This window comes from Roseococcus sp. YIM B11640 (genome assembly GCF_049727625.1).
Lineage (GTDB): Bacteria > Pseudomonadota > Alphaproteobacteria > Acetobacterales > Acetobacteraceae > Roseococcus.
In genome coordinates this window covers 1,121,202-1,141,601 of record NZ_JBBJOZ010000002.1, presented here as the reverse complement: position 1 = coordinate 1,141,601, position 20,400 = coordinate 1,121,202, and the positions used below count along the sequence as shown (strand labels likewise).

General features: G+C 70.6%; 19 protein-coding genes. 9 read left to right on the top strand and 10 right to left on the bottom strand.

What is annotated here, in order from left to right; translation table 11 throughout:
- Positions 1-76: 76 nt before the first annotated feature.
- Genes WJM96_RS12990 through WJM96_RS12970 form a run of 5 tightly spaced genes read left to right on the top strand, consistent with a single transcriptional unit; the run spans position 77 to position 4,421 of the window.
- Positions 77-631, top strand: a complete 555-nt coding sequence (locus WJM96_RS12990) for a DUF1285 domain-containing protein (RefSeq protein ID WP_424812914.1) — start codon at positions 77-79, stop codon at positions 629-631.
- Positions 628-1,221, top strand: coding sequence for an NUDIX hydrolase (locus tag WJM96_RS12985; RefSeq protein ID WP_424812913.1), 594 nt, complete (start codon positions 628-630; stop codon positions 1,219-1,221). The genes WJM96_RS12990 and WJM96_RS12985 overlap by 4 nt, the downstream gene beginning before the upstream one ends.
- Positions 1,221-1,457, top strand: coding sequence for a hypothetical protein (locus WJM96_RS12980; protein WP_424812912.1), 237 nt, complete (start codon positions 1,221-1,223; stop codon positions 1,455-1,457). The genes WJM96_RS12985 and WJM96_RS12980 overlap by 1 nt, the downstream gene beginning before the upstream one ends.
- The gene (locus WJM96_RS12975) at positions 1,454-2,656 is read left to right on the top strand and encodes a CCA tRNA nucleotidyltransferase (RefSeq protein WP_424812911.1); all 1,203 of its coding nucleotides are present in this window, start codon (positions 1,454-1,456) and stop codon (positions 2,654-2,656) included. Before WJM96_RS12980 ends, WJM96_RS12975 begins: the two co-directional genes overlap by 4 nt.
- A gap of 13 nt (positions 2,657-2,669) precedes the next feature.
- Positions 2,670-4,421: an ABC transporter ATP-binding protein gene (locus WJM96_RS12970; RefSeq protein ID WP_424812910.1), complete on the top strand. Its 1,752-nt coding sequence runs from the start codon at positions 2,670-2,672 to the stop codon at positions 4,419-4,421.
- A gap of 105 nt (positions 4,422-4,526) precedes the next feature.
- Here WJM96_RS12970 and WJM96_RS12965 read toward each other — a convergent pair whose 3' ends face one another.
- Positions 4,527-5,114 (bottom strand): class I SAM-dependent methyltransferase, encoded by a 588-nt coding sequence (locus WJM96_RS12965; RefSeq protein ID WP_424813101.1) that lies wholly within the window; start codon positions 5,112-5,114, stop codon positions 4,527-4,529.
- Between the two features lie 59 nt (positions 5,115-5,173).
- Between WJM96_RS12965 and WJM96_RS12960 the strand changes: the two genes are divergently transcribed.
- On the top strand, positions 5,174-6,541 hold the full coding sequence (locus tag WJM96_RS12960) for a PleD family two-component system response regulator (RefSeq protein WP_424812909.1): 1,368 nt from the start codon (positions 5,174-5,176) through the stop codon (positions 6,539-6,541).
- 93 nt (positions 6,542-6,634) lie between these two features.
- Here WJM96_RS12960 and rpmG read toward each other — a convergent pair whose 3' ends face one another.
- The 9 genes from rpmG to ruvX all read right to left on the bottom strand — a co-directional run bounded on the left by rpmG (position 6,635) and on the right by ruvX (position 17,094).
- The gene (gene rpmG / locus WJM96_RS12955) at positions 6,635-6,802 is read right to left on the bottom strand and encodes a 50S ribosomal protein L33 (protein ID WP_424812908.1); all 168 of its coding nucleotides are present in this window, start codon (positions 6,800-6,802) and stop codon (positions 6,635-6,637) included.
- Between the two features lie 117 nt (positions 6,803-6,919).
- Positions 6,920-9,331, bottom strand: a complete 2,412-nt coding sequence (gene rnr / locus WJM96_RS12950) for a ribonuclease R (RefSeq protein WP_424812907.1) — start codon at positions 9,329-9,331, stop codon at positions 6,920-6,922.
- A 1-nt stretch (position 9,332) separates the two neighbouring features.
- The gene (topA, locus tag WJM96_RS12945) at positions 9,333-12,080 is read right to left on the bottom strand and encodes a type I DNA topoisomerase (RefSeq protein WP_424812906.1); all 2,748 of its coding nucleotides are present in this window, start codon (positions 12,078-12,080) and stop codon (positions 9,333-9,335) included.
- Positions 12,081-12,198: 118 nt separating this feature from the next.
- A complete protein-coding gene (gene dprA / locus WJM96_RS12940; RefSeq protein ID WP_424812905.1) occupies positions 12,199-13,272 on the bottom strand; it encodes a DNA-processing protein DprA in 1,074 nt (357 codons plus the stop codon).
- Positions 13,273-13,279: 7 nt separating this feature from the next.
- Positions 13,280-13,888 (bottom strand): glycerol-3-phosphate 1-O-acyltransferase PlsY, encoded by a 609-nt coding sequence (gene plsY / locus WJM96_RS12935; RefSeq protein WP_424812904.1) that lies wholly within the window; start codon positions 13,886-13,888, stop codon positions 13,280-13,282.
- A complete protein-coding gene (gene pyrC, locus WJM96_RS12930) occupies positions 13,885-15,156 on the bottom strand; it encodes a dihydroorotase (protein ID WP_424812903.1) in 1,272 nt (423 codons plus the stop codon). The genes plsY and pyrC overlap by 4 nt, the downstream gene beginning before the upstream one ends.
- The gene (locus WJM96_RS12925) at positions 15,153-15,596 is read right to left on the bottom strand and encodes a GNAT family N-acetyltransferase (protein ID WP_424812902.1); all 444 of its coding nucleotides are present in this window, start codon (positions 15,594-15,596) and stop codon (positions 15,153-15,155) included. The genes pyrC and WJM96_RS12925 overlap by 4 nt, the downstream gene beginning before the upstream one ends.
- Positions 15,596-16,549: an aspartate carbamoyltransferase catalytic subunit gene (locus WJM96_RS12920; protein ID WP_424812901.1), complete on the bottom strand. Its 954-nt coding sequence runs from the start codon at positions 16,547-16,549 to the stop codon at positions 15,596-15,598. The genes WJM96_RS12925 and WJM96_RS12920 overlap by 1 nt, the downstream gene beginning before the upstream one ends.
- An 80-nt stretch (positions 16,550-16,629) precedes the next feature.
- The gene (gene ruvX, locus WJM96_RS12915) at positions 16,630-17,094 is read right to left on the bottom strand and encodes a Holliday junction resolvase RuvX (RefSeq protein WP_424812900.1); all 465 of its coding nucleotides are present in this window, start codon (positions 17,092-17,094) and stop codon (positions 16,630-16,632) included.
- Between the two features lie 46 nt (positions 17,095-17,140).
- On the opposite strand from ruvX, the gene gatC reads away from it, so the two are divergent.
- From gatC to gatB, 3 genes are read left to right on the top strand one after another with little or no spacing between them, the layout of a single operon-like run.
- Positions 17,141-17,434, top strand: a complete 294-nt coding sequence (gatC, locus tag WJM96_RS12910; RefSeq protein WP_424812899.1) for an Asp-tRNA(Asn)/Glu-tRNA(Gln) amidotransferase subunit GatC — start codon at positions 17,141-17,143, stop codon at positions 17,432-17,434.
- Positions 17,434-18,915 carry an Asp-tRNA(Asn)/Glu-tRNA(Gln) amidotransferase subunit GatA gene (gene gatA / locus WJM96_RS12905; RefSeq protein ID WP_424812898.1) on the top strand — a complete coding sequence of 494 codons (1,482 nt, stop codon included), beginning with the start codon at positions 17,434-17,436 and terminating at the stop codon, positions 18,913-18,915. Before gatC ends, gatA begins: the two co-directional genes overlap by 1 nt.
- Positions 18,912-20,363 carry an Asp-tRNA(Asn)/Glu-tRNA(Gln) amidotransferase subunit GatB gene (gatB, locus tag WJM96_RS12900; protein ID WP_424812897.1) on the top strand — a complete coding sequence of 484 codons (1,452 nt, stop codon included), beginning with the start codon at positions 18,912-18,914 and terminating at the stop codon, positions 20,361-20,363. Before gatA ends, gatB begins: the two co-directional genes overlap by 4 nt.
- Positions 20,364-20,400: the final 37 nt, after the last annotated feature.

Below are 20,400 nucleotides of genomic sequence, written 5' to 3'. Positions count from 1 at the left end.
GATCAAAGCGCCGTTTGGGGACAGCCCCGGATGTGGTGGCAAGGTTGGCCAATTCCTGGGCAAGGTTCTGTCCTCGGTGACCCCTTCTTGCAAGGGGGAGGGGCGCCCGAAGCACGATTGCGGCCAGATCGACATCCGCATCGCCCGCGACGGCACCTGGTACTACAAGGGCAGCCCGATCAACCGGAAGGAGCTGGTCTGCCTCTTTTCCTCCGTCCTGAAGCGCGAGGAAGACGGGGGATATCTCCTTGAAACCCCGGTCGAACGCGGCCGGATCACGGTGGACGACGCGCCCTTCGTGGCCGTCGAGATGGCTTGGCGGGACTGCGATTGCGGCGATGGCGGACCCATCCGCCAATGCCTCAGCTTCCGGACGAATTGTGACGAGGTGGTCCGATGCAACGCCGAGCATCCGATCCGGGTTCAGCACGATCCCAAGACCGGCGAGCCGCGCCCCTACATCATGGTCCGGCCGGGGCTCGAGGCCCGCATCAACCGCGCCGTCTTCTATGAGATGGTGGCGCTGGCCGTGACGGAGCGCGTGGGCGACAAGCCCATGATGGGCGTCTGGAGCGAGGGCGTGTTCTTCCCCTTGGACGAGTCGCCCGCCTTCGACGTGGCGGCGGAGTGACCGCGGAAGAGCTTTCCGCCCGGCTGTCCCGGCCTGGATTGTTCGCCGGCCTGCCGGCGATCCCCCGCGACGACCTGGCCCTGCCGCCCGGGGCGGTGATCAAGCCTGCCGCGGTGCTGGTGGCCCTCGTGCTGCGCGAGGAAGAGCCGGGCGTGCTGCTGACCCAGCGGGCTTCCCACCTCAGCAACCATGCGGGCCAGGTGAGCTTCCCCGGCGGCCGGATCGAACTGGGCGAGACCCCGGAGCAGGCGGCGGTGCGGGAGGCCCACGAGGAAGTGGCGCTGGACCCCAGCCTGCCGCGGATCCTGGGCCGCATGCCGAAGTACCTGACGGGCACGGGCTTCGAGATCACGCCGGTCATCGCCTCGCTGCGGCCCGGTTTCCACCTGGCGCCCGATCCCTCCGAGGTCGCGTCGGCCTTCGAGTTGCCGCTCTCCACCCTGCTGGATCCCCTGGCACCCCGGCGCGAGCGCGCGGAATTCCGCGGCCGCATGCGGGAGTTCTGGGTCTGGCCGCATGGCGAGCACTATATCTGGGGCGCGACGGCGGCCATCCTGGTCAACCTCGCGAATGCCTTGCGGGGCGGCTGATGGGCCTCCTGATCGAGCTGTTCTTCTTCGCCCTGCCTTTCCTCGCCTACCTCACTTGGTGGCGGCTGTCGGGGAGCAAGCCTGGGCATGAGCCGTCGCGCTGGATGATCGGTCTCGCGGCGGTGGGCGTGCTCTGCGGGCTGGCGGCGGCGATCTATTACGGTCTTTCGCGCAGCCTGGGGGAGGGCGAGGCCTATGTGCCCGCCCGCATCGAGAGTGGTGGCATCCGCCGATGAGCCTGCCCGCCTATCTGCAGGCCGAGGGGCCGCGACAGGTTTTCGCGGCGCTGCCGGATTCCAGGGCCGTGGGCGGCTGCGTTCGCGATTCCCTGGCCGGGCTGCCGGTGCATGACATCGACATGGCCGCGCCCTTTCCGCCGGAAGAGCTGGCGCGGCGGCTAAAGGGGGCCGGCTTCAAGGTCTTCGAGACCGGCCTCGCGCACGGGACGGTGACGGCGGTGCTGGGCGGCGTGCCCATCGAGGTGACGTCGCTGCGCCGGGACGTGACCACTGACGGCCGCCACGCCGAGGTCGAATGGACCACCGATTGGCATGAGGACGCCCAGCGGCGCGATTTCACCATCAATGCCATGTCGATGGGCGCGGACGGCGTGCTGCACGACGATTTCGGCGGGCAGGCGGACCTCGCGGCCCGGCGGGTGCGCTTCGTGGGCGACGCCGCCCAGCGCCTGCGCGAGGACTATCTCCGTGCCCTCCGCTTCTTCCGCTTCCACGCGCGCTATGGGGGCCCTGAGCCTGACGAGGTGGCCGTCGCTGCCATCCGCGAGGCCGTGCCCGGCCTCGCCCGGCTTTCGGCCGAGCGGGTCTGGAGCGAGCTGAAGCGGCTCCTCGAAGCCCCCGACCCCCGCGCGGCGCTCCGCCTGATGACCGAAACGGGGGTGCTGCCCGCCGTGTTGCCGGAGGCGGGCGACCCGTCTCGGCTGGATCTCGCCCAGGCGCGCGGCGAGCGGGAGCCGCTGCTCCGCCTCGCCCTGCTGCTGCCGGTGGGCGTGGACATCAACCGGCTCGCCTCCCGGCTCCGGCTCTCTGGCGAGGAGGCCAAGCGGCTGCGGGCGCTGCATGCCGTTTCCGGAGCGCCCGGCCCGGAGGAGCGTGAGGCGGCGGTGCTGCGCCGCTTCCGTGCCGCCGCCCGGCTGCGGGGCGAGGCGGCCCTGCCGGCCGAGATCCTGCTGGTGGCGGCCGCTGCGAACCCCACCGCCGATTACGGTCCGCTGCTGGACCATCTGGAGCCCGGGCCGGGCCCGGAATTCCCCCTCCAGGGCCGCGACGCCCTGGCGATGGGCGTGCCGCCGGGCCCGCAGGTGGGCGCGCTACTGACGCGGGTCAGGGACTGGTGGCTGGATGGCGGCGCCTCGGCCGACCATGCCGCCTGCCTCCAGAGGCTCCGTGAACTGGCCGAGCGGGACGCTTCCTGATACCCCCGCGCGCATGTCCGCGCCCGAGACCGCTTCCTACCCCCTGATCCGCCGCTTCTGGGACGAGCACCTGCACCTCCAGCGCGGGCGGCTGATGCTCGCCGTGCTGCTGACCCTCCTGCTCGCGGGCATCACGGCGCTCTACCCGGTCATCATCCAGCAGGCCTTCGACAGCTTCGGCCGGGGCGACGCGAATGTGGTCTGGGTGCTGCCGCCCATCATCATCGTCGTCACCGCGGCGCGCGGCGCGGCGATGTACTTCCAGCAGACGACCATGCAGGGCGCGGTGCTCGGCAGCATCGAGCATCTGCAGAATGGCCTCTTCTCCGCGCTCACGCGCGCCGACTACGCGGTGGTGAGCGCCGAGGCGCCGGCCAAGCACGTCACCCGCTTCACGCTGGACGCCACCCAGATCCGCGAGGCGCTGACCCGCAGCATCAACGGCATGGGCGACCTGCTGACCATCATCGGCCTCGTCGCCTCGATGATCTGGCTGGACTGGCAGCTCGCGCTCATGGCGGCGCTGCTCTACCCCATCGCGGCCTGGCCCATCCTCACCATCGGCAAGCGCATCCGCCGGGCCTCGCGCGGCATGCAGGACCGCGCGGGCGAGACCAGCGCGCTGCTCAACGAGAGCTTTGCGGGCGCCCGCGTCGTCCGCACCTACCGGCTGGAGGAACAGGAGGAGGCCCGCGCCCGCGCCGCCTTCGCCGATCTGCGGCAGAGCCTGCAGCGCATCGTGCGCGTGCGCGCCCGCGTCGATCCCATCCTGGAGGCGCTGGGCGGGCTCACCGTGGGCGTGGTGCTGGGCGTGGTCGGCTGGCGGGTGACGACGGGGCAGGGGACGATCGGCGAGTTCACGGGCTTCGTGGCTGCCGTGCTGATCGCGGCCCGGCCGGTGCGCGCGCTCGGCTCGCTGAACGCGGCGCTGCAGGAGGGTCTGGCCGGCCTCAACCGCGTCTTCGGCGTGATCGACATGAAGCGCGAGATCTCCGATGCGGCCGACGCGAAGCCCCTGCCGCCTGGCCATGGCGCGGTGTCCTTCGAGCGCGTGGCCTTCCGCTACCCGGGCAGCGAGGCCTCGGCGATCGAGGAGCTGAGCTTCCAGGCCGCGCCGGGCCAGACCGTGGCCCTGGTCGGCCCCTCGGGCGCCGGCAAGTCGACGGCCATCGCCCTGCTGCCCCGCCTCTACGACGCCACGGGCGGGCGGATCACGCTGGACGGCGCCGACATCCGCCACGCGACGATCGCGAGCCTGCGCGACGCCATCGCCTATGTGGGGCAGGAGGCGGTGATCTTCGACGACACCGCCTTCGCCAACATCGCCTGCGGCCGCCCCGGCGCGACGCGCGAGGAGGTGGAGGAGGCCGCGCGCGCCGCGCAGGCGCATAGCTTCCTGGCGGCGCTCCCCCAGGGCTACGAGACGCCGCTCGGTCCCGGCGGCGGGCGGCTTTCGGGCGGCCAGCGCCAGCGCGTGAGCCTCGCCCGCGCCCTGCTGCGCGACCCGCGAGTTCTGCTGCTGGACGAGGCGACGAGCGCGCTGGACGCCGAGAACGAGGCGGCCGTCCAGGCCGCGCTCGCCCGGCTGCGCTCGGGGCGGACGACGCTCGTCATCGCGCACCGCCTCGCGACCGTGAAGGATGCCGACCGCATCGTGGTGATGGAGGAAGGGCGAGCCGTCGAGCAGGGCACGCATGCCGAGCTCATGGCGCTGGGCGGGCTCTATGCCCGCCTCGTCCGGACGCAGGCCTTCGCCGAGGCCTGAAATCCCAGGAATAGTTCCTGTGTTTCCGCCGCAGGAACGACTCCCGGACGGCCCGGCGCCTATGCTATGGGCGCCAGGATGTCATCTTCGCGCCGAACCGGCAGTTCAGGGCTTTTCCGCGGGGCTGTAGCGCCATACGCTCGCCGGCGGGAAATTCGCCATCGTGAAGGCCAGGCGCCGTCCCTCCATGCGGAGCTTGCCGTATGGCAAGGGCGAGGTGGCGCAGTAGGTGTACAGGAGAAAGCCTTTGCCCGGCGCCACGGCCTCCACCGCGTCGCGAAACGCTTCCTGCCGCTCCAGCGGCAGCAGGACCAGAGGAATGCCGCAGATGGCGGTGCCGATCCGGCCATGAGAGCTGGCTGGCAGCGCAGTCCGCAGGTCGAAGGCATCGCCCTGGACGACATGCACCCCGGGCAGGCTTTCCCGCAGGAAGTCCGCCATCTCGGCCACGATCTCCACGACGATGATGCGGTTCGCGGGGATACCGGCCGCCAGCAGGGCGCGGGTGATCACGCCGGTCCCGGCGCCGAGCTCGAGTACGTATTCGTCGGGCCCGCGCGTGACCGCGGCGGCGATTCGCCGGCACAGCGCTGGCGAGGATGGAATGATCGAGCCCATCTGCAGCGGGTTACGAAACCAGCGACGCAGGAAGAGGCTTTTATTGGCAGCCCCCTCCGGTTTCTCGAGGGTCATTTCCGACACGCGAAACTCCTGTTGACGTCTGCGCCGGCCCTGAGAGGAACACTCGTCCGATGACTGCCCGCATTCTCGCGGTTGATGACATCGCAGCCAATCTGCGCCTGCTCGAAGCCAAGCTTCAGGCCGAGTATTATGAAGTTCTGCTGTCTTCCAGCGGCCCGGAGGCCTTGACGACGGCTTTCACGCAAATGCCAGACGTCATTCTCCTGGACGTCATGATGCCCGGGATGGATGGCTACGAAGTGTGCAGGACGCTCAAGGCCGACGCACGCACCCAGCACATCCCGGTGGTCATGGTGACGGCGCTTACCGACAGCACGGAGCGAGTCCGGGGGCTGGAGGCCGGGGCTGACGACTTCCTCTCGAAGCCGGTGGACGACGCCACGCTCTTCGCGCGGCTGCGCGCCATCCTTCGGGTCAAGCAGGTGCAGGATGCCTGGCGCCTGAGATCGGAAACCGCACGGGACCTCGGCATCGACGCGGCATCCGAGCCGACGATCTCGATCGCCGATTCCCGCGCGCTCGTCATGGGAACCGACCCGGACGAGGTGCAGCGGGTGCGCGAGGCGCTGGAGGCCGACGGCATCGAGATCGCGACCGCCAGCACCATCGACGAGGCCCAGCGCCTGCTGACCAGCGGCGATTTCGACCTGGCGCTCCTGGCCCTGCCGGAGGATGCCATGGAGGTGCTGCGCCTCGCCTCTCGCCTGCGCGCGCAGAACTCGACACGTGACCTGCCGCTGCTGCTTCTGGCCGATCCGGCGCAGAAGATGCAGGTGCTGCGCGGCTTCGACCTGGGTGCGAACGACCACGCCTTCCGCCCGCTCGACCCCAATGAGCTGCGGGCCCGTGCGCGGAACCAGATCCGCCGGCGCCGCTATCAGGAGCGGCTGCGCCACGATCTGGACCGGTCGCTCGAAATGGCGGTCACGGACCAGCTCACCGGCCTGCGCAACCGCCGCTATGTGCGCCGGCACCTGGATGGGCTGCTGCGCACGGAGGAGGCCGCGGTCCTGATCGTGGACATCGACAAGTTCAAGTCGATCAACGACACGCATGGCCACAATGTCGGCGACGTGGCGCTCCGCGACGTGGCCGACCGTCTGCGGGTGCAGCTTCGCGCGGCCGATGTGGTGGCGCGCTATGGGGGCGAGGAGTTCCTGGCGGTGCTGACGGGCGCCCCCAGCGGCTATGCGCTGGCCGTCGCGGACCGGCTGCGCGAGGCTATCGCGGCCGAGCCGGTGAAGGCGGGCCCGATCACCCTGCCCATCACCGTCAGCATCGGCGTGGCCGTGGGCGGCCCGGGCATCACGTCGGAGCGGCTGATCGGTTCGGCCGACGAAGCGCTGTACCGCGCCAAGCGCGACGGGCGGAACCGCGCCTATCTGGCCGATCCGGCCCTCGACAAGTCGGCGGTCTAGGCGGCCTAAGGGCGCCAAACGCAAAAACCGGCGCGGGCGAGCCCGGCCGGCTTTTCGGGGATCCTCAGCGCCCGGATGGGCGCCCGGAAGTCCTTACTTGATCTTGCCTTCGCGGTAGACGACGTGCTTGCGGGCGCGCGGGTCGTACTTCTTCAGCTCGAGCTTGCCCGTCGCAGTGCGCGTGTTCTTCTTCGTCACGTAGAAGTGGCCGGTGTCGGCCGTGCTGATCAGCTTGATGAGGATGGTGTTGGCCTTGGCCATGGTCGTCTTCGCTTTGCTCTACGCACGCGAGGCGTGCCGGTGCCGAAATCAGGAAGGCGCTTTCTAGCGCCCGAGGCTCAGAGGTCAAGCTCTGAGTCATGCAGGCAGGGCAAAGCTCTATCGTTTCTTGCGCTTCTGGCCCCGAATCCGGGCCGGGGCGCCCCCCATCATGAGCTCGAAGACCAGGCTGCCCGTCTGGGCATTGGCCTCCCGGAGGCGGGCCTCGACCTCGTCGCCCAGGCGCAGCACCTGGCGGGAATGGCGCCCGGCGACGCTGCGCTTGTCCTCGGAGACGATCCAGTGATCGTTGGGCAGGGCCTTCATGGGCACGAAGCCCGAGGCGCCCGTCTCGCTGAGCGTCACGAAGACGCCGAAGGGATGGATGCCCGAGATGCGGGCCGCGAAGGTCGCCCCCACGCGGTCCGCCAGATAGGCGGCGAGGTAGCGGTCCACCGCGTCGCGCTCGGCCATGGCGGCGCGGCGCTCGGTGGCGGTGATGTGCTCGGCCGTCTCTGGGAATCGGGCGAGCTCGGCCTCGGTGATGCCATCCGGGCCGAGGCGCAGGCCCCGGATCAGGGCGCGGTGCACCAGCAGGTCGGCATAGCGGCGGATGGGCGAGGTGAAATGGGCGTAGCGCGAGAGCGCCAGGCCAAAATGCCCGATATTGTCCGGGTCGTAGGCCGCCTGGGACTGGCTGCGCAGCACGGTCTCGTTGACCATGCGGGCCTCTGGCATCTCCCTTACCTTCTCCAGCAGGTTCGCGAAGTCGCGCGGCTGGATCTGGCCGGCCGGGTTGATGGAGAGCCCCAGCGTGCCCAGGAACTCCCTGAGCGAGAGCATTTTCTCTTCCGAGGGCGGGGCGTGCACCCGGTACATGCAGGGCTGGCCCAGCCGCTCCAGCTCCTCGGCCGCGCAGACATTGGCGGCCACCATGAACTCCTCGATGAGGCGGTGGCTGTCCAGGCGCGGGCGGGGGATGACGGCGGCGACCTTGCCGGCCTTGTCCAGCACCACCTTGCGCTCCGGCAGGTCGAGGTCGAGCGTGCCGCGCCGCTCGCGGGCCGAGAGCAGGGCGCGGAAGGCGCCGTAGAGGCGCGCCACGTGGCCCTCGGGCAGGCCGGCCGGGTCCTCCCCGGCATCGGCCGCCGACTGGACCTCCTCATAGGTGAGGCGGGCCGCGCTGCGCATGAGGCCGCGGCCGAACTTGTGGCTCTTCTTGGTGCCCGACTTGTCGAAATGCATCTCGACGAAGAGGCAGCCCCGGTCCTCGCGCGGCTTGAGGCTGCACCAGCCGTTGGAGAGCGCCTCCGGCAGCATGGGCACCACGCGATCCGGGAAGTAGACCGAGTTGCCGCGCGTCCAGGCCTCGCGGTCCAGGGCGGAATTGGGCGTGACGTAGTGGGCGACGTCGGCGATGGCGACCGTCACCTTCCAGCCGGTGCCCTCGGGCTCCGCGAAGACGGCGTCGTCGAAGTCGCGCGCATCCTCGCCATCGATGGTGACGAGGGGGATGTCGCGCAGGTCCGTCCGGTCCCCGAGCGGCGTGCCCTTGGCCTTCTCGGCCTGGCGCAGCGCCTCGGCGGGGAAGATGTCGGGGATGCCGTGGGTGTGGATGCAGATGAGCGAGACCGAGCGCGGCTCTCCCATCAGGCCCAGCCGCTCGACGATCCTGGCGGGGCGCAGGCCGAACCCGGTGGAGGGCAGGGCCTCCGCCAGGACGATCTCGCCGGGCTTGGCCCCGCCGGTCTCGCCCGGCGGCACGGCCCATTCCGCCTTCTGGCGCCGGTCGGTCGGGATGATCCGGCCGTCCTGGAAGACGCCGAGGATGCGCTTGCGCTCCTCCGCCGCGTGCAGGCGCTTGAGGGTGCGGCCCTCGTACTTGTCGCCCGTGATGTGGCGCAGCCGCGCCAGCACGCGCTCGCCGGCGGCCAGGGCTGTCTGCCCGCGCCGCTCCGGGTGCATGTAGACGATGGGCTTGCCCTCGCCCTCCCAGGTCACGGGGCGGGCGATGGCGTCGCCATCGGGGTCGGTCCCGAAGACCTCCAGAACCGCCGTCTCGGGCAGGCGGTCGGGCTTGGCGCCGCGTGTCCTGGGGCGCTCGTACTCCTCGCCTGCGGGCGTCACAGGCTGGCCGCGCCGGGGGGGCGCGCTGTGGCCGCGCGTGACCGAGACGTCGGGCGCCGGCCGGCCCTCGAAGGTGCGCTTGCCGACGGGCTTCGCGGTGCCGTCCAGCCGCATCTCGGAGAGCATCTGCCGCAGCGCGGGCCGCAACTCGGTCGCCAGGCCGAAATGGCGCGCGATCTCGCTCTTGCCCACGCGGCCCTCGGCGGTGGCGAGGAAGGCGCGCACCTCCTCGCGGCTCGGCAGGGCCTGGCCCTTGGGGGCGGTCTTGACCTTCGCGCGTGGGGCGGCACGGGGCGCGCCCTTCACCCGCTTGGGCTGGGCCGCGACCTCGCCCTCGCGCCGCTTCGCGTTGGACTTGCGGGCCTTGGCCTTGTGCCCCTTGGCCGGAGGTCCGCTGCGCGGCATCTCAGCCGGCCGCCTTGCGGGTGGCGGGCTTCGCAGGAGCTTTCTTGGCGGCAGGCTTGGCCGCCGGCTTTTTGGCGGGAGCGGCCGCCTTCTTCGCCGGCGCGGCCTTCTTCGCGGGGGCCTTCTTGGCCGGAGCCTTCTTCGCGGCGGGCTTGTCGGCCTCCGGCATGGAGGTCACGACCTTGCCGGTGCCGGTCTTCTTCGCCGGGGCCTTCTTGCCGCCCTTGCCACGGGGCGGCAGCTCCTTGCCCTTCTCGGCCAGCAGCGTCACCGCCTCGTCCAGCGTCACCGCCTCCATCTCGACACCGCGCGGCAGGTTAGCCACGCGGGTCCCGTGCATGAGGAAGGGACCGAACCGCCCGCGGCGCACCTCGACCGGCCCGCCCTTCGGGTGGTCGCCGAGGGTGATGCCGCGCGGTTTCGCGCCCGCCATCAGCGCCACGGCGCGGTTGAGGCCGATGGTCAGCGGGTCGTCGTCGCGGTCCAGCGACTTGGAAAGCGCGCCCATCTTCAGATAGGGCCCGAAACGGCCGAGGTTGGAGGTGATCTCCTCGCCCGTCTCCGGATGCAGGCCGACCACGCGCGGCATGGAGAGCAGCACCAGGGCCGTCTCCAACGTCATGACCTCGGGGTCCATGTTGCGCGTCAGGCTGGCGCGCTTGGGCTTGGTGGGCTTGCCCTTCTCGTCCGTCCCGGCCTCGCCGAGCTGGGCGTAGATGCCATAGGGGCCGCGCCGCAGCGAGACCTCCAGCCCCGAGACCGGATCGGTGCCCAGGATGCGCACGCCATCGGCCAGCGCGCCGCCGCCCTCGCCCTCGGCGCCGGGGACGGCAAGCGGGCGGGTGTAGCGGCAGTCGGGATAGTTCGAGCAGCCGATGAAGGCGCCCGTCCGCCCCAGCCGCAGGCCCAGCCGGCCTTTGTGGCAATTGGGGCAGAGGCGCGGGTCGGAGCCGTCATCCGCCTTGGGGAAGAAGTGCGGCCCCAGCTCCTCGTCGAGACGGTCGATGACGTCGGAGATCTTCAGGTCCTTGGTCGCGTCCACCGCGTCCCGGAAGTCCCGCCAGAACTGCCGCATCACCTCGCGCCAGTCGGCGCGGCCGCCGGAGATGTCATCGAGCTGCTCCTCGAGGCCGGCCGTGAAGCCCGTGTCCACATAGCGCTCGAAGAAGGACATGAGGAAGGCCGTGACCAGCCGTCCCCGGTCTTCCGGGATGAAGCGGCGCTTGTCGAGCTTCACGTATTCGCGGTCCTGCAGCACCTGCAGGATGGAGGCGTAGGTTGAGGGCCGCCCGATGCCGAGCTCCTCCATCTTCTTCACCAGCGAGGCTTCGGAATAGCGCGGGGGCGGCTGGGTGAAGTGCTGCAGCGCCTCGACCGACTGGCGCTTCACCGGATCCTTCTCGCGCATCGGCGGCAGGATGCGGCTGTCCTCGTCGGCATCGTCGGCGACGTCGTCCTGGTCCTCGCGGTAGAGCTTGAGGAAGCCGTCGAAGGCGATGACGCTGCCGGTGGCGCGCAGCTTGGTCTTGCCGCTCGGCTCCACCAGCTCGACGCTCGTCTGGTCCAGCTCGGCCGACTGCATCTGGCTCGCGACCGCGCGCTTCCAGATCAGCTCGTAGAGCTTGCGCTGCTGCTCGCTGAGGTAGCGGGCCACCTTCTCCGGCGTGCGGGAGACGTCGGTGGGGCGGATCGCCTCGTGCGCCTCCTGGGCGTTCTTGGCGCGGCTGGAATATTCGCGCGGGGCGCCGGGGATGTAGTCCTCGCCGAACTCGGACTTGATGTGGTTCCGCAGCTCCGCGACCGCCTCGCGCGCCATCTGCACGCCGTCGGTTCGCATATAGGTGATGAGGCCGACGGTTTCGCCGCCGATCGCGACACCTTCATAGAGGCTCTGGGCCGTGCGCATCGTGGCCTGCGCCCCGAAGCCGAGCTTGCGGCTGGCCTCCTGCTGCAGGGTGCTGGTCTGGAAGGGAGGCGGCGGGTTCCGCTTGACGCGCTTCTTCTCGACCGAGCCGACGCTGAAGGACGCGCCCTCGACGGCGCGCTTGGCCGCCATGGCCGTGGCCTCGTCCGGCAGGTCGAACTGCTCGAGCTTCTTGCCCAGGTGGTGCGTCAGCCGCGCCGTGAACGGCGCGCCGGCGGGTGTGGTGAAGCGGCCGGCGACGGTCCAGTACTCGCGGGCGACGAAGGCCTCGATCTCGGCCTCGCGCTCGCAGATGAGCCGCAGGGCCACCGACTGCACGCGGCCCGCGCTCTTGCTGCCCGGCAGCTTGCGCCAGAGGACCGGAGAGAGGGTGAAGCCCACCAGGTAGTCGAGCGCGCGGCGGGCCAGGTAGGCCTCGATCAGCGGCATGTCGAGCTCGCGCGGGTGATCGATGGCGTATTGCACCGCGCGCTTGGTGATCTCGTTGAAGGTGATGCGCTGGACGTCCACGCCCTTCAGCGCGCCGGAGCGCGCCAGCATGTCCTTCACGTGCCAGGAGATGGCCTCACCCTCGCGATCCGGGTCGGTGGCGAGATAGAGGTGCCGAGCGCCGCGCAGCGCCTGGGCGATGGCCTTGACCTGCTTCTGACCGCGGTCGTCGGCCTCCCAGTCCATGGCGAAGTCCTCGTCCGGGCGGACGGAGCCGTCCTTGGCCGGAAGGTCGCGGACATGGCCGAACGAGGCGAGGACCTTGTAGTCGCCGCCCAGGTACTTCTCGATGGTCTTTGCCTTGGCGGGGCTCTCGACGACGACGATATTCGTCACTGCAGGGTCCTTATGGGCCCTCTGGTATCCTCCGCCCGGTCAGTTCCGCGAAAGACAGCCCAGAGGAATTGAAATCCAAGCACGCAACACTCACCCGCGGGCGGTTTGGCCGGTCAACTCAGGCCAGGGCCACCCGGTTTCCGGGCAGGGTCTCGATGCGCCCGGACAGTTCCAGTTCGAGGAGTATTTCCGAGAGCTTCGGCGGGGATAGCTGGCAGCGCCGACCCAACTCGTCAACCGGTATCGGAACGGAACCCATCATTTCAAGCACTTGGGCGCCCTGGTCGGAGGGAGGCGGCGTCTGCCGGACCGGTTCGGCCGGCAAATCCGCCAGGAGAGGCAGGCGCAGCGCCGGCCTTTCCACGATGTCCTCGGGCAGGTTCTGGAGGATGTCCTCGACCGTCTCGGTGAGGTGCGCGCCCCGGCGGATCAGGTCGTTCGCGCCGCGTGAGCGGGGGTCGACCGGGCTGCCCGGGACGGCGAAGAGCTCCCGCCCCGCCTCGGCGGCCAGCCGGGCGGTAATGAGCGTGCCGGATTGCAGCGCCGCCTCCAGCACGACGACGCCATGGGACAGCCCGGCCACGATGCGGTTGCGGCGGGGGAAATGGCGGGCGAGGGGGGCGGTGCCCAGGGGGGCCTCGCTCAGCACCAGCCCGCCCTCGGCCGCGATGCGCTTCTGCAGGCCGGCATTCTCGCGCGGGTAGGGCTGGTCGAGCCCGCCCGCGATGGCGGCGATGGTGGTGCCGGAGCGCAGCGCGCCCTCATGCGCCGCCGTATCGATGCCGCGCGCGAGGCCGGAAATCACGCAGATCCCGCGCACGGCCAGCGCGTCGGCCAGTTCCTCGGCGAAGCGGCGGCCGGTGGCGCTGGCGTTGCGGGCGCCGACCAGGGCGACGCCGCGCGGCTCCAGCGCGTCCAGGCTGCCCTGGGCCGCCAGGACCAGGGGCGCGTCCTCGATCAGCGCGAGCAGGGCCGGGTAGCCGGAGTGGCCGTGGAACAGGAGGCGGGCGCCCATGCGCTCCAGCGCTTCCATCTCCCGCAGGGCGGCATCGCGGGCCCAGGCGCGGGGACCGAGGGCCTCCAGGGCGGCTTCTGGCCCGCCATGGCGCTGGATCAGGCGGCGATGATGGACCGGCCCGATGCCTTCGCTGCGCGCCAGGCGCAGCAAAGCCAGGGCCTGCTCCATCCGCATGAAGGAGCTACTTCCCCTGGCCGATGCGCGGCTCGGTCCCGGCCAGCAGGCGCTGGATATTGCCCTTGTGCCGCCACGCGACATAGAGCGCGACGACCAGCAGGGCCAGCGCGGCATGGTTCCCCGCGAAGGCGAGCGCCACGACGGGCGCCACCGCCACCGAGGCCAGCGAGCTCAGCGAGGAGGTGCGCGTAACGGCCGCGACCAGCAGCCAGGTCAGCCCCGCCACCACGAAGATCATCCCGTGCAGCCCGAGCATGACGCCGAGCGCCGTCGCCACGGCCTTGCCGCCCTTGAAGCCCAGCCAGGGCGGGTGGCAGTGGCCGAGCACGGCGGCGATGGCGGCCAGCGGCGCCCAGGGCCAGCCGGCCATGGCGGCCACGAGCCAGACGGCGACCGTACCCTTCAGGAAGTCCAGCAGCAGCGTCGCCGCCGCGATGCCCTTGTGGCCCGTCCGCAGCACGTTCGTCGCGCCGATATTGCCCGAGCCGATCGAGCGGATGTCGCCGAGCCCGGCGGCCCGCGTCAGCAGCAGCCCGAAGGGGATGGAACCCAGCAGGAATGCCAGCAGAAGCGCCAGCACCACCTGCGTCGCGATGAGGCCGTCCGGGCTCACGCGCGGAACACCCGGCGCCCGTCCTTGAAGGTGGCCATGACCTTGCCCTCCAGCGCCCGCCCGTCGAAGGGCGAGTTCTGCGCCTTTCCGGGAAGGGCGCCCGCCTTCACCTGCCAGCCGCGGTCCAGCTGGAACAGGCAGAGATCCGCCGGCGCACCCTCGGCGAGGCGCCCGGCCTCCAGCCGCAGCAGCTGGGCGGGGCGATGGGTCAGCAGCCCCAGCGCGTCGAGCAGGGACAGATCCCCGCCATGCACGCGGGCCAACGTGATGCCGAGGAGCGTGGCCAGCCCCACGCCGCCGGCCTCGGCCTGGTGGAAGGGCAGGCGCTTGTCGTCCGCGTCGCGCGGCTGGTGGTCGGAGGCGATCGCGTCGATCGTGCCGTCGGCCAGGGCCGCGACGACGGCGAGACGATCCTCGTCCGGACGGAGCGGCGGCGTCAGCTTGGCATAGGTCCGGTAGTCGCCGATCGCGGTCTCGTTGAGGTCGAAATAGGGGGGCGCGGTGTCGCAGGTGACGGCCAGCCCCTCCGCCTTGGCGGCGCGGATGAGGTCCAGCGCGGCGCCCGTGCTGACATGGCCGAAATGCACATGCCCGCCCGTCAGCCGGGCCAGGGCGATGTCCCGCGCGACCAGGATGGCCTCGGCAGCCTTGGGGATGCCGGGCAGGCCGAGCCGCGTGGCGAGCTCGCCCTCCGTCGCGGAGCCGCTGCCGGCGAGGCTCGGCTCCTCGGGGTGCTGCACGATCATGGCGCCGAAGGCCCGCGCGTAGGAGAGCGCGAGGCGCATGGTGCGGGCATTGCCGATGGCGCGGCTGCCGTCGCTGAAGCCGGCAGCCCCCGCTTCGCGCAGCAGGCCGAACTCCGACAGCTCCTGGCCCGCGCAGCCCTTGGTGGCGGCGCCATAGGGGTGCAGCGCGATGCTGCCCGTCGCCTCGCCGCGGCGGATGACGAACTCGACGAGCGCCGCGTCGTCCAGCGCCGGATGCGTGTCGGGCAGGACGGCGATATGGGTGATGCCGCCGGCCGAGGCCGCCTGGGCAGCGGAGGCGATGGTCTCGCGGTGCTCGCCGCCCGGCTCGCCGATGCTGGCGCGCATGTCCACGAGGCCGGGGCACAGGCAGGCGCCCTCGGCGTTCAGCACCTCGGCGCCCTCCGCGGGCGCGCCCTTGAGGCTGGCGATGCGGCCGTTCTGGATGAGGAGCGAGCCCGTGGCGTCCAGCCCCGTCGCGGGGTCCAGCAGGCGGGCGTTCTCGATGAGGATGGGCTTCACGGCAGGGGCTTCTCCATGAAGACGCGACGGAAGCCCTGGCCTTCCCCACGATGGGTCTCGGCATAGCCGAGGCGCGTGTAGAGGGCGATGTTCTCGGTCATCTTCTCGTTCGTGTAGAGCCAGACGCGGCGATGGCCGCGCCGGCGCGCCTCGTCCTCGGCGAATTGCATGAGGCGGCGGCCGATGCCCGTGCCGCGCATCTGCTCGGCCACGGCGATGTTGTCGATCAGCAGCCCGTCATCCGTGTCTTCCAGCACCAGCGCGGCGACCAGCGCGCCGTCCTGTTCCTCGACCCAGGCTTGGGAGCTGGCGATGCGTGCCGCGTAGTCGTCCGTCATGGGAAACGGCTCCCGGCCGAGGCGCGGGACGTAATGGGCATAGGCTGCGCGCACGAGGGCGCGTACGGCCTGGTCCTCACCTTGGATCGCCAGCCGCGGCATCAGGCGTTGCGCCGCAGGTCGCGCGAGAGCACGTCCAGCACGGCCATGCGGACAGCAACGCCCATCTCGACCTGCTCGCCGATCACGCTGCGCTCGGGGTCGTCGGCGATGGCGCTGTCGATCTCGACGCCACGGTTCATGGGACCGGGATGCATGACGATGGAGTCCGGCTTGGCGCGGGCCAGCTTGGCAGCGTCCAGCCCGTAGAAGCGGAAGTATTCGCGCGAGGAGGGGACGAGGCCGCCGCTCATGCGCTCCTTCTGCAGGCGCAGCATCATGACGACATCGGCGCCTTCCAGCCCCTCGCGCATGTCGTGGAAGACATCGACGCCGAGGCGGGCACACTCCGCCGGGATCAGCGTCGGCGGGCCGATGACGCGAAGGCGCGCGCCCATGGCCGAGAGCAGATGGATGTTGCTGCGGGCCACGCGGGAATGGGTGACGTCGCCGCAGATAGCGATGACGAGCCCCTCCAGCCTGCCCTTGCGGCGGCGGATGGTCAGCGCGTCGAGCAGCGCCTGGGTCGGGTGCTCATGCGTGCCATCGCCGGCGTTGATGACCGCCGCGTCCACCTTCTGGGCGAGCAGGGCCGGGGCGCCGGACTGCGCGTGGCGGATCACCAGCAGGTCCGTGTGCATGGCGTTCAGCGTGGCGGCGGTGTCGAGCAGCGTCTCGCCCTTATTCACGCTGCTGGTGGAGACGGACATGTTCACGATGTCCGCGCCCAGCCGCTTGCCCGCCAGCTCGAAGCTGGTGCGGGTGCGGGTGCTGTCCTCGAAGAAGAGGTTGATGAGCGTCCGGCCCTTCAGCAGGTCCCGCTGGGTCTTTCCTTGGCGATTCAGGAGGGCATAGCTCTCGGCGAGGTCCAGCAGGGCCGAGATATGGGGCGGCTCCAGCCCCTCGATGGCCAGGAGATGGCCGCTGGGGAGGATGGGGTAGGAGAAGCCGCTCATGTCTGCGGGACCATCGCGCCGGTGCCTTCGTTGCCGTTGCGGTGAATAGCGCGATCATCCCTGCCGCGCCAATCCGGGTGTCACCGGGCCGTCGCATCCAGCGCCGATTGCAGCGTATAGGCCGCCGCCGCCGAATCCACTGCCGCGGCACGCTTTTTCCGGGTCAGGTCCGCCTCCTGGATCATGGCCCGGTTGACCGCGGCGCTGGAGAGGCGCTCATCCCACATGGCGCAGGGCAGCCCAGCGGCCTCTGACAGTGCGAGCGCCCAGTCGGTGGCCGCCTGGGCCGCCGGGCCGCGCGAGCCGTCCATGGACAGGGGCAGGCCGACCACCAGCCCTCCCGCGCCTTCCTTGGCGCAGATCGCTGCCACCTCGGCCGCGTTTACCTTCAGTTTCCCCCGTTTCAGGCTGCCATAGGGACTCGCCAGCATCAGGGTCACGTCGCTCAGCGCGACGCCGATGATCTTCGAACCGGGGTCCAGCCCGAGCAGCCGTGCGTGGCGGGGGAGGGCGGCCCGCAGCTCCGCCATGTTGAAGAGAGGCATGGGGGGGCTTATGGTCCGCCCCCTTCAAGAACGGAAGTGGATCGTAATGTCGCTCGATGCCGCGACGGTGCGTCGCGTCGCCAATCTGGCCCGCCTGCGCCTGGATGAGACCGAGGTGGAGAAGCTCCAGTCGGAGCTCAATGGAATCCTGGGCTGGATCGAGCAATTGCAGGCCGTCGACACCGAAGGCGTCGAGCCCATGGCCGGCGGCTCGCCGGTGCCCGTGGCGCTGCCCTGGCGCCAGGATGCCGTGACCGACGGCGGCCAGGCCGATGCCGTCCTCCGCAACGCGCCCGATCGCGAGGGCGAATATTTCGGCGTGCCGAAGGTGGTCGAGTGATGCGTCCGACTGATTTCACCATCGCGGAGGGCCTGCGCGCCCTCGACAAGCGCGAGATCAGCTCCGTCGAGCTGACAGAGGCCTATGTGAAGGCGATCGAGGCGCTGAACCCGCGCCTCAACGCCTATATCACCGTCACCGCCGAGCAGGCGCTGGCCGAGGCCCGCGCCTCCGACGCGCGGCGCGCGGAAGGCAAGGCGGGCGCGCTGGAGGGCATTCCCCTCGGCATCAAGGACCTCTTCTGCACGTCCGGGACCCGGACCACGGCGGCGAGCAGGATCCTCGGCGAGTTCGTGCCGCCCTATGAGAGCACCGTCAGCGGCAACCTGAAGCGCGACGGCGCCGTCTTCCTGGGCAAGCTGAACCTGGACGAGTTCGCCATGGGCTCCTCCAACACCACCAGCGCCTTCGGGCCGGTGGAGAATCCCTGGTCGCGCGCCAACGATCCTTCCAAGCGGCTGGTCCCGGGCGGCTCCTCGGGCGGCTCGGCGGCGGCGGTGGCGGCGCGGATGGCCATGGGCGCCACCGCGACCGATACGGGCGGGTCCATCCGCCAGCCGGCGGCCTTCTGCGGCATCGCCGGCATCAAGCCGACCTACGGGCGCTGCTCGCGCTGGGGCATCGTGGCCTTCGCGAGCTCGCTCGATCAGGCGGGCCCCGTGGCGCGGAATGTCGAGGATTGCGCGATCCTGCTGAAGAGCATGGCAGGCTACGACCCGAAGGACAGCACCAGTGCCAACCTGCCGGTGCCCGACTTCGCGGCGGCCTGCGCGCGCGGCGTGAAGGGCCTGCGCATCGGCGTGCCGGCCGAATACACCATGCCGGGCCTGGCGCCCGAGATCGAGGCGCTGTGGCAGCAGGGGCTCGCCTGGCTGAAGGATGCGGGCGCCGAGATCGTGCCCATCAGCCTGCCCCACACGAAGTACGCGCTGCCGACCTACTATGTGGTGGCGCCGGCAGAGGCTTCCTCCAACCTCGCGCGCTATGACGGCGTGCGCTTCGGCGCGCGCACGGCTGAGCGCGACTCCGACCTGCGCGACCTCTACGAGCGCACGCGCGCGGCGGGCTTCGGCGGCGAGGTGCGGCGGCGCATCATGATCGGCACCTATGTGCTGAGCGCCGGCTACTACGACGCCTACTACCTCAAGGCGCAGAAAGTCCGGGCCCTGATCGCGCGCGACTTCGAGCAGGCCTGGGCGAAGGTGGACGCCATCGTGACGCCCGCCACGCCCTCCGCGGCCTTCCCGATGGACGAGCGCCAGGACGACCCGGTGACGATGTACCTCAACGACGTCTTCACCGTGACGGCCAACCTCGCGGGGCTCCCGGGCCTCGCGGTGCCGGCCGGGCTGGACGCGCAGGGGCTGCCGCTGGCGCTGCAGGTCATCGGCAAGCCCTTCGACGAGGAGACGGTCTTCGCCGTCGGCGGCGCGCTGGAGCGTGCCGCGAATTTCACCGCCAAGCCGCAGGTGATGGCATGAGCTACACCATCGATGGGGACACCGGTCCCTGGGAAGTCGTCGTGGGCCTCGAGGTCCACGCGCAGGTGCTGTCGCAGTCCAAGCTTTTCTCGGGCGCGGCCACGGCCTTCGGCGCGGAGCCGAACAGCCAGGTCAGCTTCGTGGATGCGGGTTTCCCCGGCATGCTGCCCGTCATCAACGGTGAGTGCGTGGCGCAGGCCGTGCGCACCGGCCTTGGACTGAACGCGAAGATCAACCTCTGGTCCCGCTTCGACCGGAAAAACTACTTCTACGCGGATCTCCCGCAGGGCTATCAGATCAGCCAGTACAAGGATCCCATCGTCGGCGAGGGCGTGATCGAGATCACGCTGGCCGATGGCACGACCAAGAACATCGGCATCACGCGCCTGCATCTGGAGCAGGATGCCGGCAAGTCGCTGCACGACCAGCATGCGAGCAAGTCCTTCATCGACCTGAACCGCAGCGGCGTGGCGCTCATGGAGATCGTGAGCGAGCCGGACATGCGCAGCCCGGAGGAGGCCGGCGCCTATCTCGCCAAGCTGCGGCAGATCGTGCGCTACCTCGGCACCTGTGACGGCAACATGGACGAGGGCTCCATGCGCGCCGACGTGAACGTTTCCGTCCGCAAGCCCGGCGAGGATTTCCGCACGCGCTGCGAGATCAAGAACGTGAACTCGGTGCGCTTCGTCATGCAGGCGGTCGAGGCCGAGGCGCGGCGCCAGATCGAGGTCTGGGAATCCGGCGGCACGGTGGACCAGGAGACGCGGCTCTTCGACACCGCGCGCGGCACCACGCGCTCGATGCGGTCGAAGGAGGATGCGCACGACTACCGCTACTTCCCCGATCCCGACCTGCCCCCGCTGGTGCTGGAGCAGGCTTGGGTGGACGAGCTCAAGGCCAGCCTGCCGGAGCTGCCGGACGCGCGGCGCGCGCGCTATGTGGCGCTGGGCCTCTCGCCCTATGACGCCCATGTGCTGACCATCGAGAAGGAGACCGCTTCCTTCTTCGAGATCGTGGCCAAGGGGCGCGACGCGAAGGTCGCGGCGAACTGGGTGACGGGCGACTACTTCGCCGCGCTCAACCGCCTGAAGCGCGACGTGACCGACAGCCCGGTCAGCGCCGAGAACCTGGGCGCGCTGCTGGACCTCATCGCGGACGGCACCCTCTCAGGCAAGCTCGCGAAGGAGGTCTTCGAGGCGATGCTGGAGGCCGACGAGGCCCCGGCGGCCATCGTCGAGAAGCGCGGCCTGCGCCAGGTGACCGATACGGGCGCCATCGAGGCCGCGGTGGACGGCGTTCTGGCGGCCAATGCCGACAAGATCGCGCAGTACAAGGGCGGCAAGACGGGCCTCTTCGGCTTCTTTGTCGGCCAGACCATGAAGGCGATGGGCGGGAAGGGGAATCCCGCCATCGTGAACGACCTGCTGAAGCAGAAGCTGGACGGCTGAAACGGAGAGGGGGCGGCCAAGGCGGCCTCCCCCCCAC

Bases quoted from the DNA above. Each gene is read 5' to 3' on its own strand.
- WJM96_RS12980 (WP_424812912.1), top strand. From the start codon at position 1,221: ATGGGCCTCCTGATCGAGCTGTTCTTCTTCGCCCTGCCTTTCCTCGCC.
- WJM96_RS12975 (WP_424812911.1), top strand. From the start codon at position 1,454: ATGAGCCTGCCCGCCTATCTGCAGGCCGAGGGGCCGCGACAGGTTTTC.
- WJM96_RS12970 (WP_424812910.1), top strand. From the start codon at position 2,670: ATGTCCGCGCCCGAGACCGCTTCCTACCCCCTGATCCGCCGCTTCTGG.
- WJM96_RS12965 (WP_424813101.1), bottom strand. From the start codon at position 5,114: ATGACCCTCGAGAAACCGGAGGGGGCTGCCAATAAAAGCCTCTTCCTG.
- WJM96_RS12960 (WP_424812909.1), top strand. From the start codon at position 5,174: ATGACTGCCCGCATTCTCGCGGTTGATGACATCGCAGCCAATCTGCGC.
- rpmG (WP_424812908.1), bottom strand. From the start codon at position 6,802: ATGGCCAAGGCCAACACCATCCTCATCAAGCTGATCAGCACGGCCGAC.
- rnr (WP_424812907.1), bottom strand. From the start codon at position 9,331: ATGCCGCGCAGCGGACCTCCGGCCAAGGGGCACAAGGCCAAGGCCCGC.
- dprA (WP_424812905.1), bottom strand. From the start codon at position 13,272: ATGCGGATGGAGCAGGCCCTGGCTTTGCTGCGCCTGGCGCGCAGCGAA.
- WJM96_RS12925 (WP_424812902.1), bottom strand. From the start codon at position 15,596: ATGCCGCGGCTGGCGATCCAAGGTGAGGACCAGGCCGTACGCGCCCTC.
- WJM96_RS12920 (WP_424812901.1), bottom strand. From the start codon at position 16,549: ATGAGCGGCTTCTCCTACCCCATCCTCCCCAGCGGCCATCTCCTGGCC.
- ruvX (WP_424812900.1), bottom strand. From the start codon at position 17,094: ATGCCTCTCTTCAACATGGCGGAGCTGCGGGCCGCCCTCCCCCGCCAC.
- gatC (WP_424812899.1), top strand. From the start codon at position 17,141: ATGTCGCTCGATGCCGCGACGGTGCGTCGCGTCGCCAATCTGGCCCGC.
- gatA (WP_424812898.1), top strand. From the start codon at position 17,434: ATGCGTCCGACTGATTTCACCATCGCGGAGGGCCTGCGCGCCCTCGAC.
- gatB (WP_424812897.1), top strand. From the start codon at position 18,912: ATGAGCTACACCATCGATGGGGACACCGGTCCCTGGGAAGTCGTCGTG.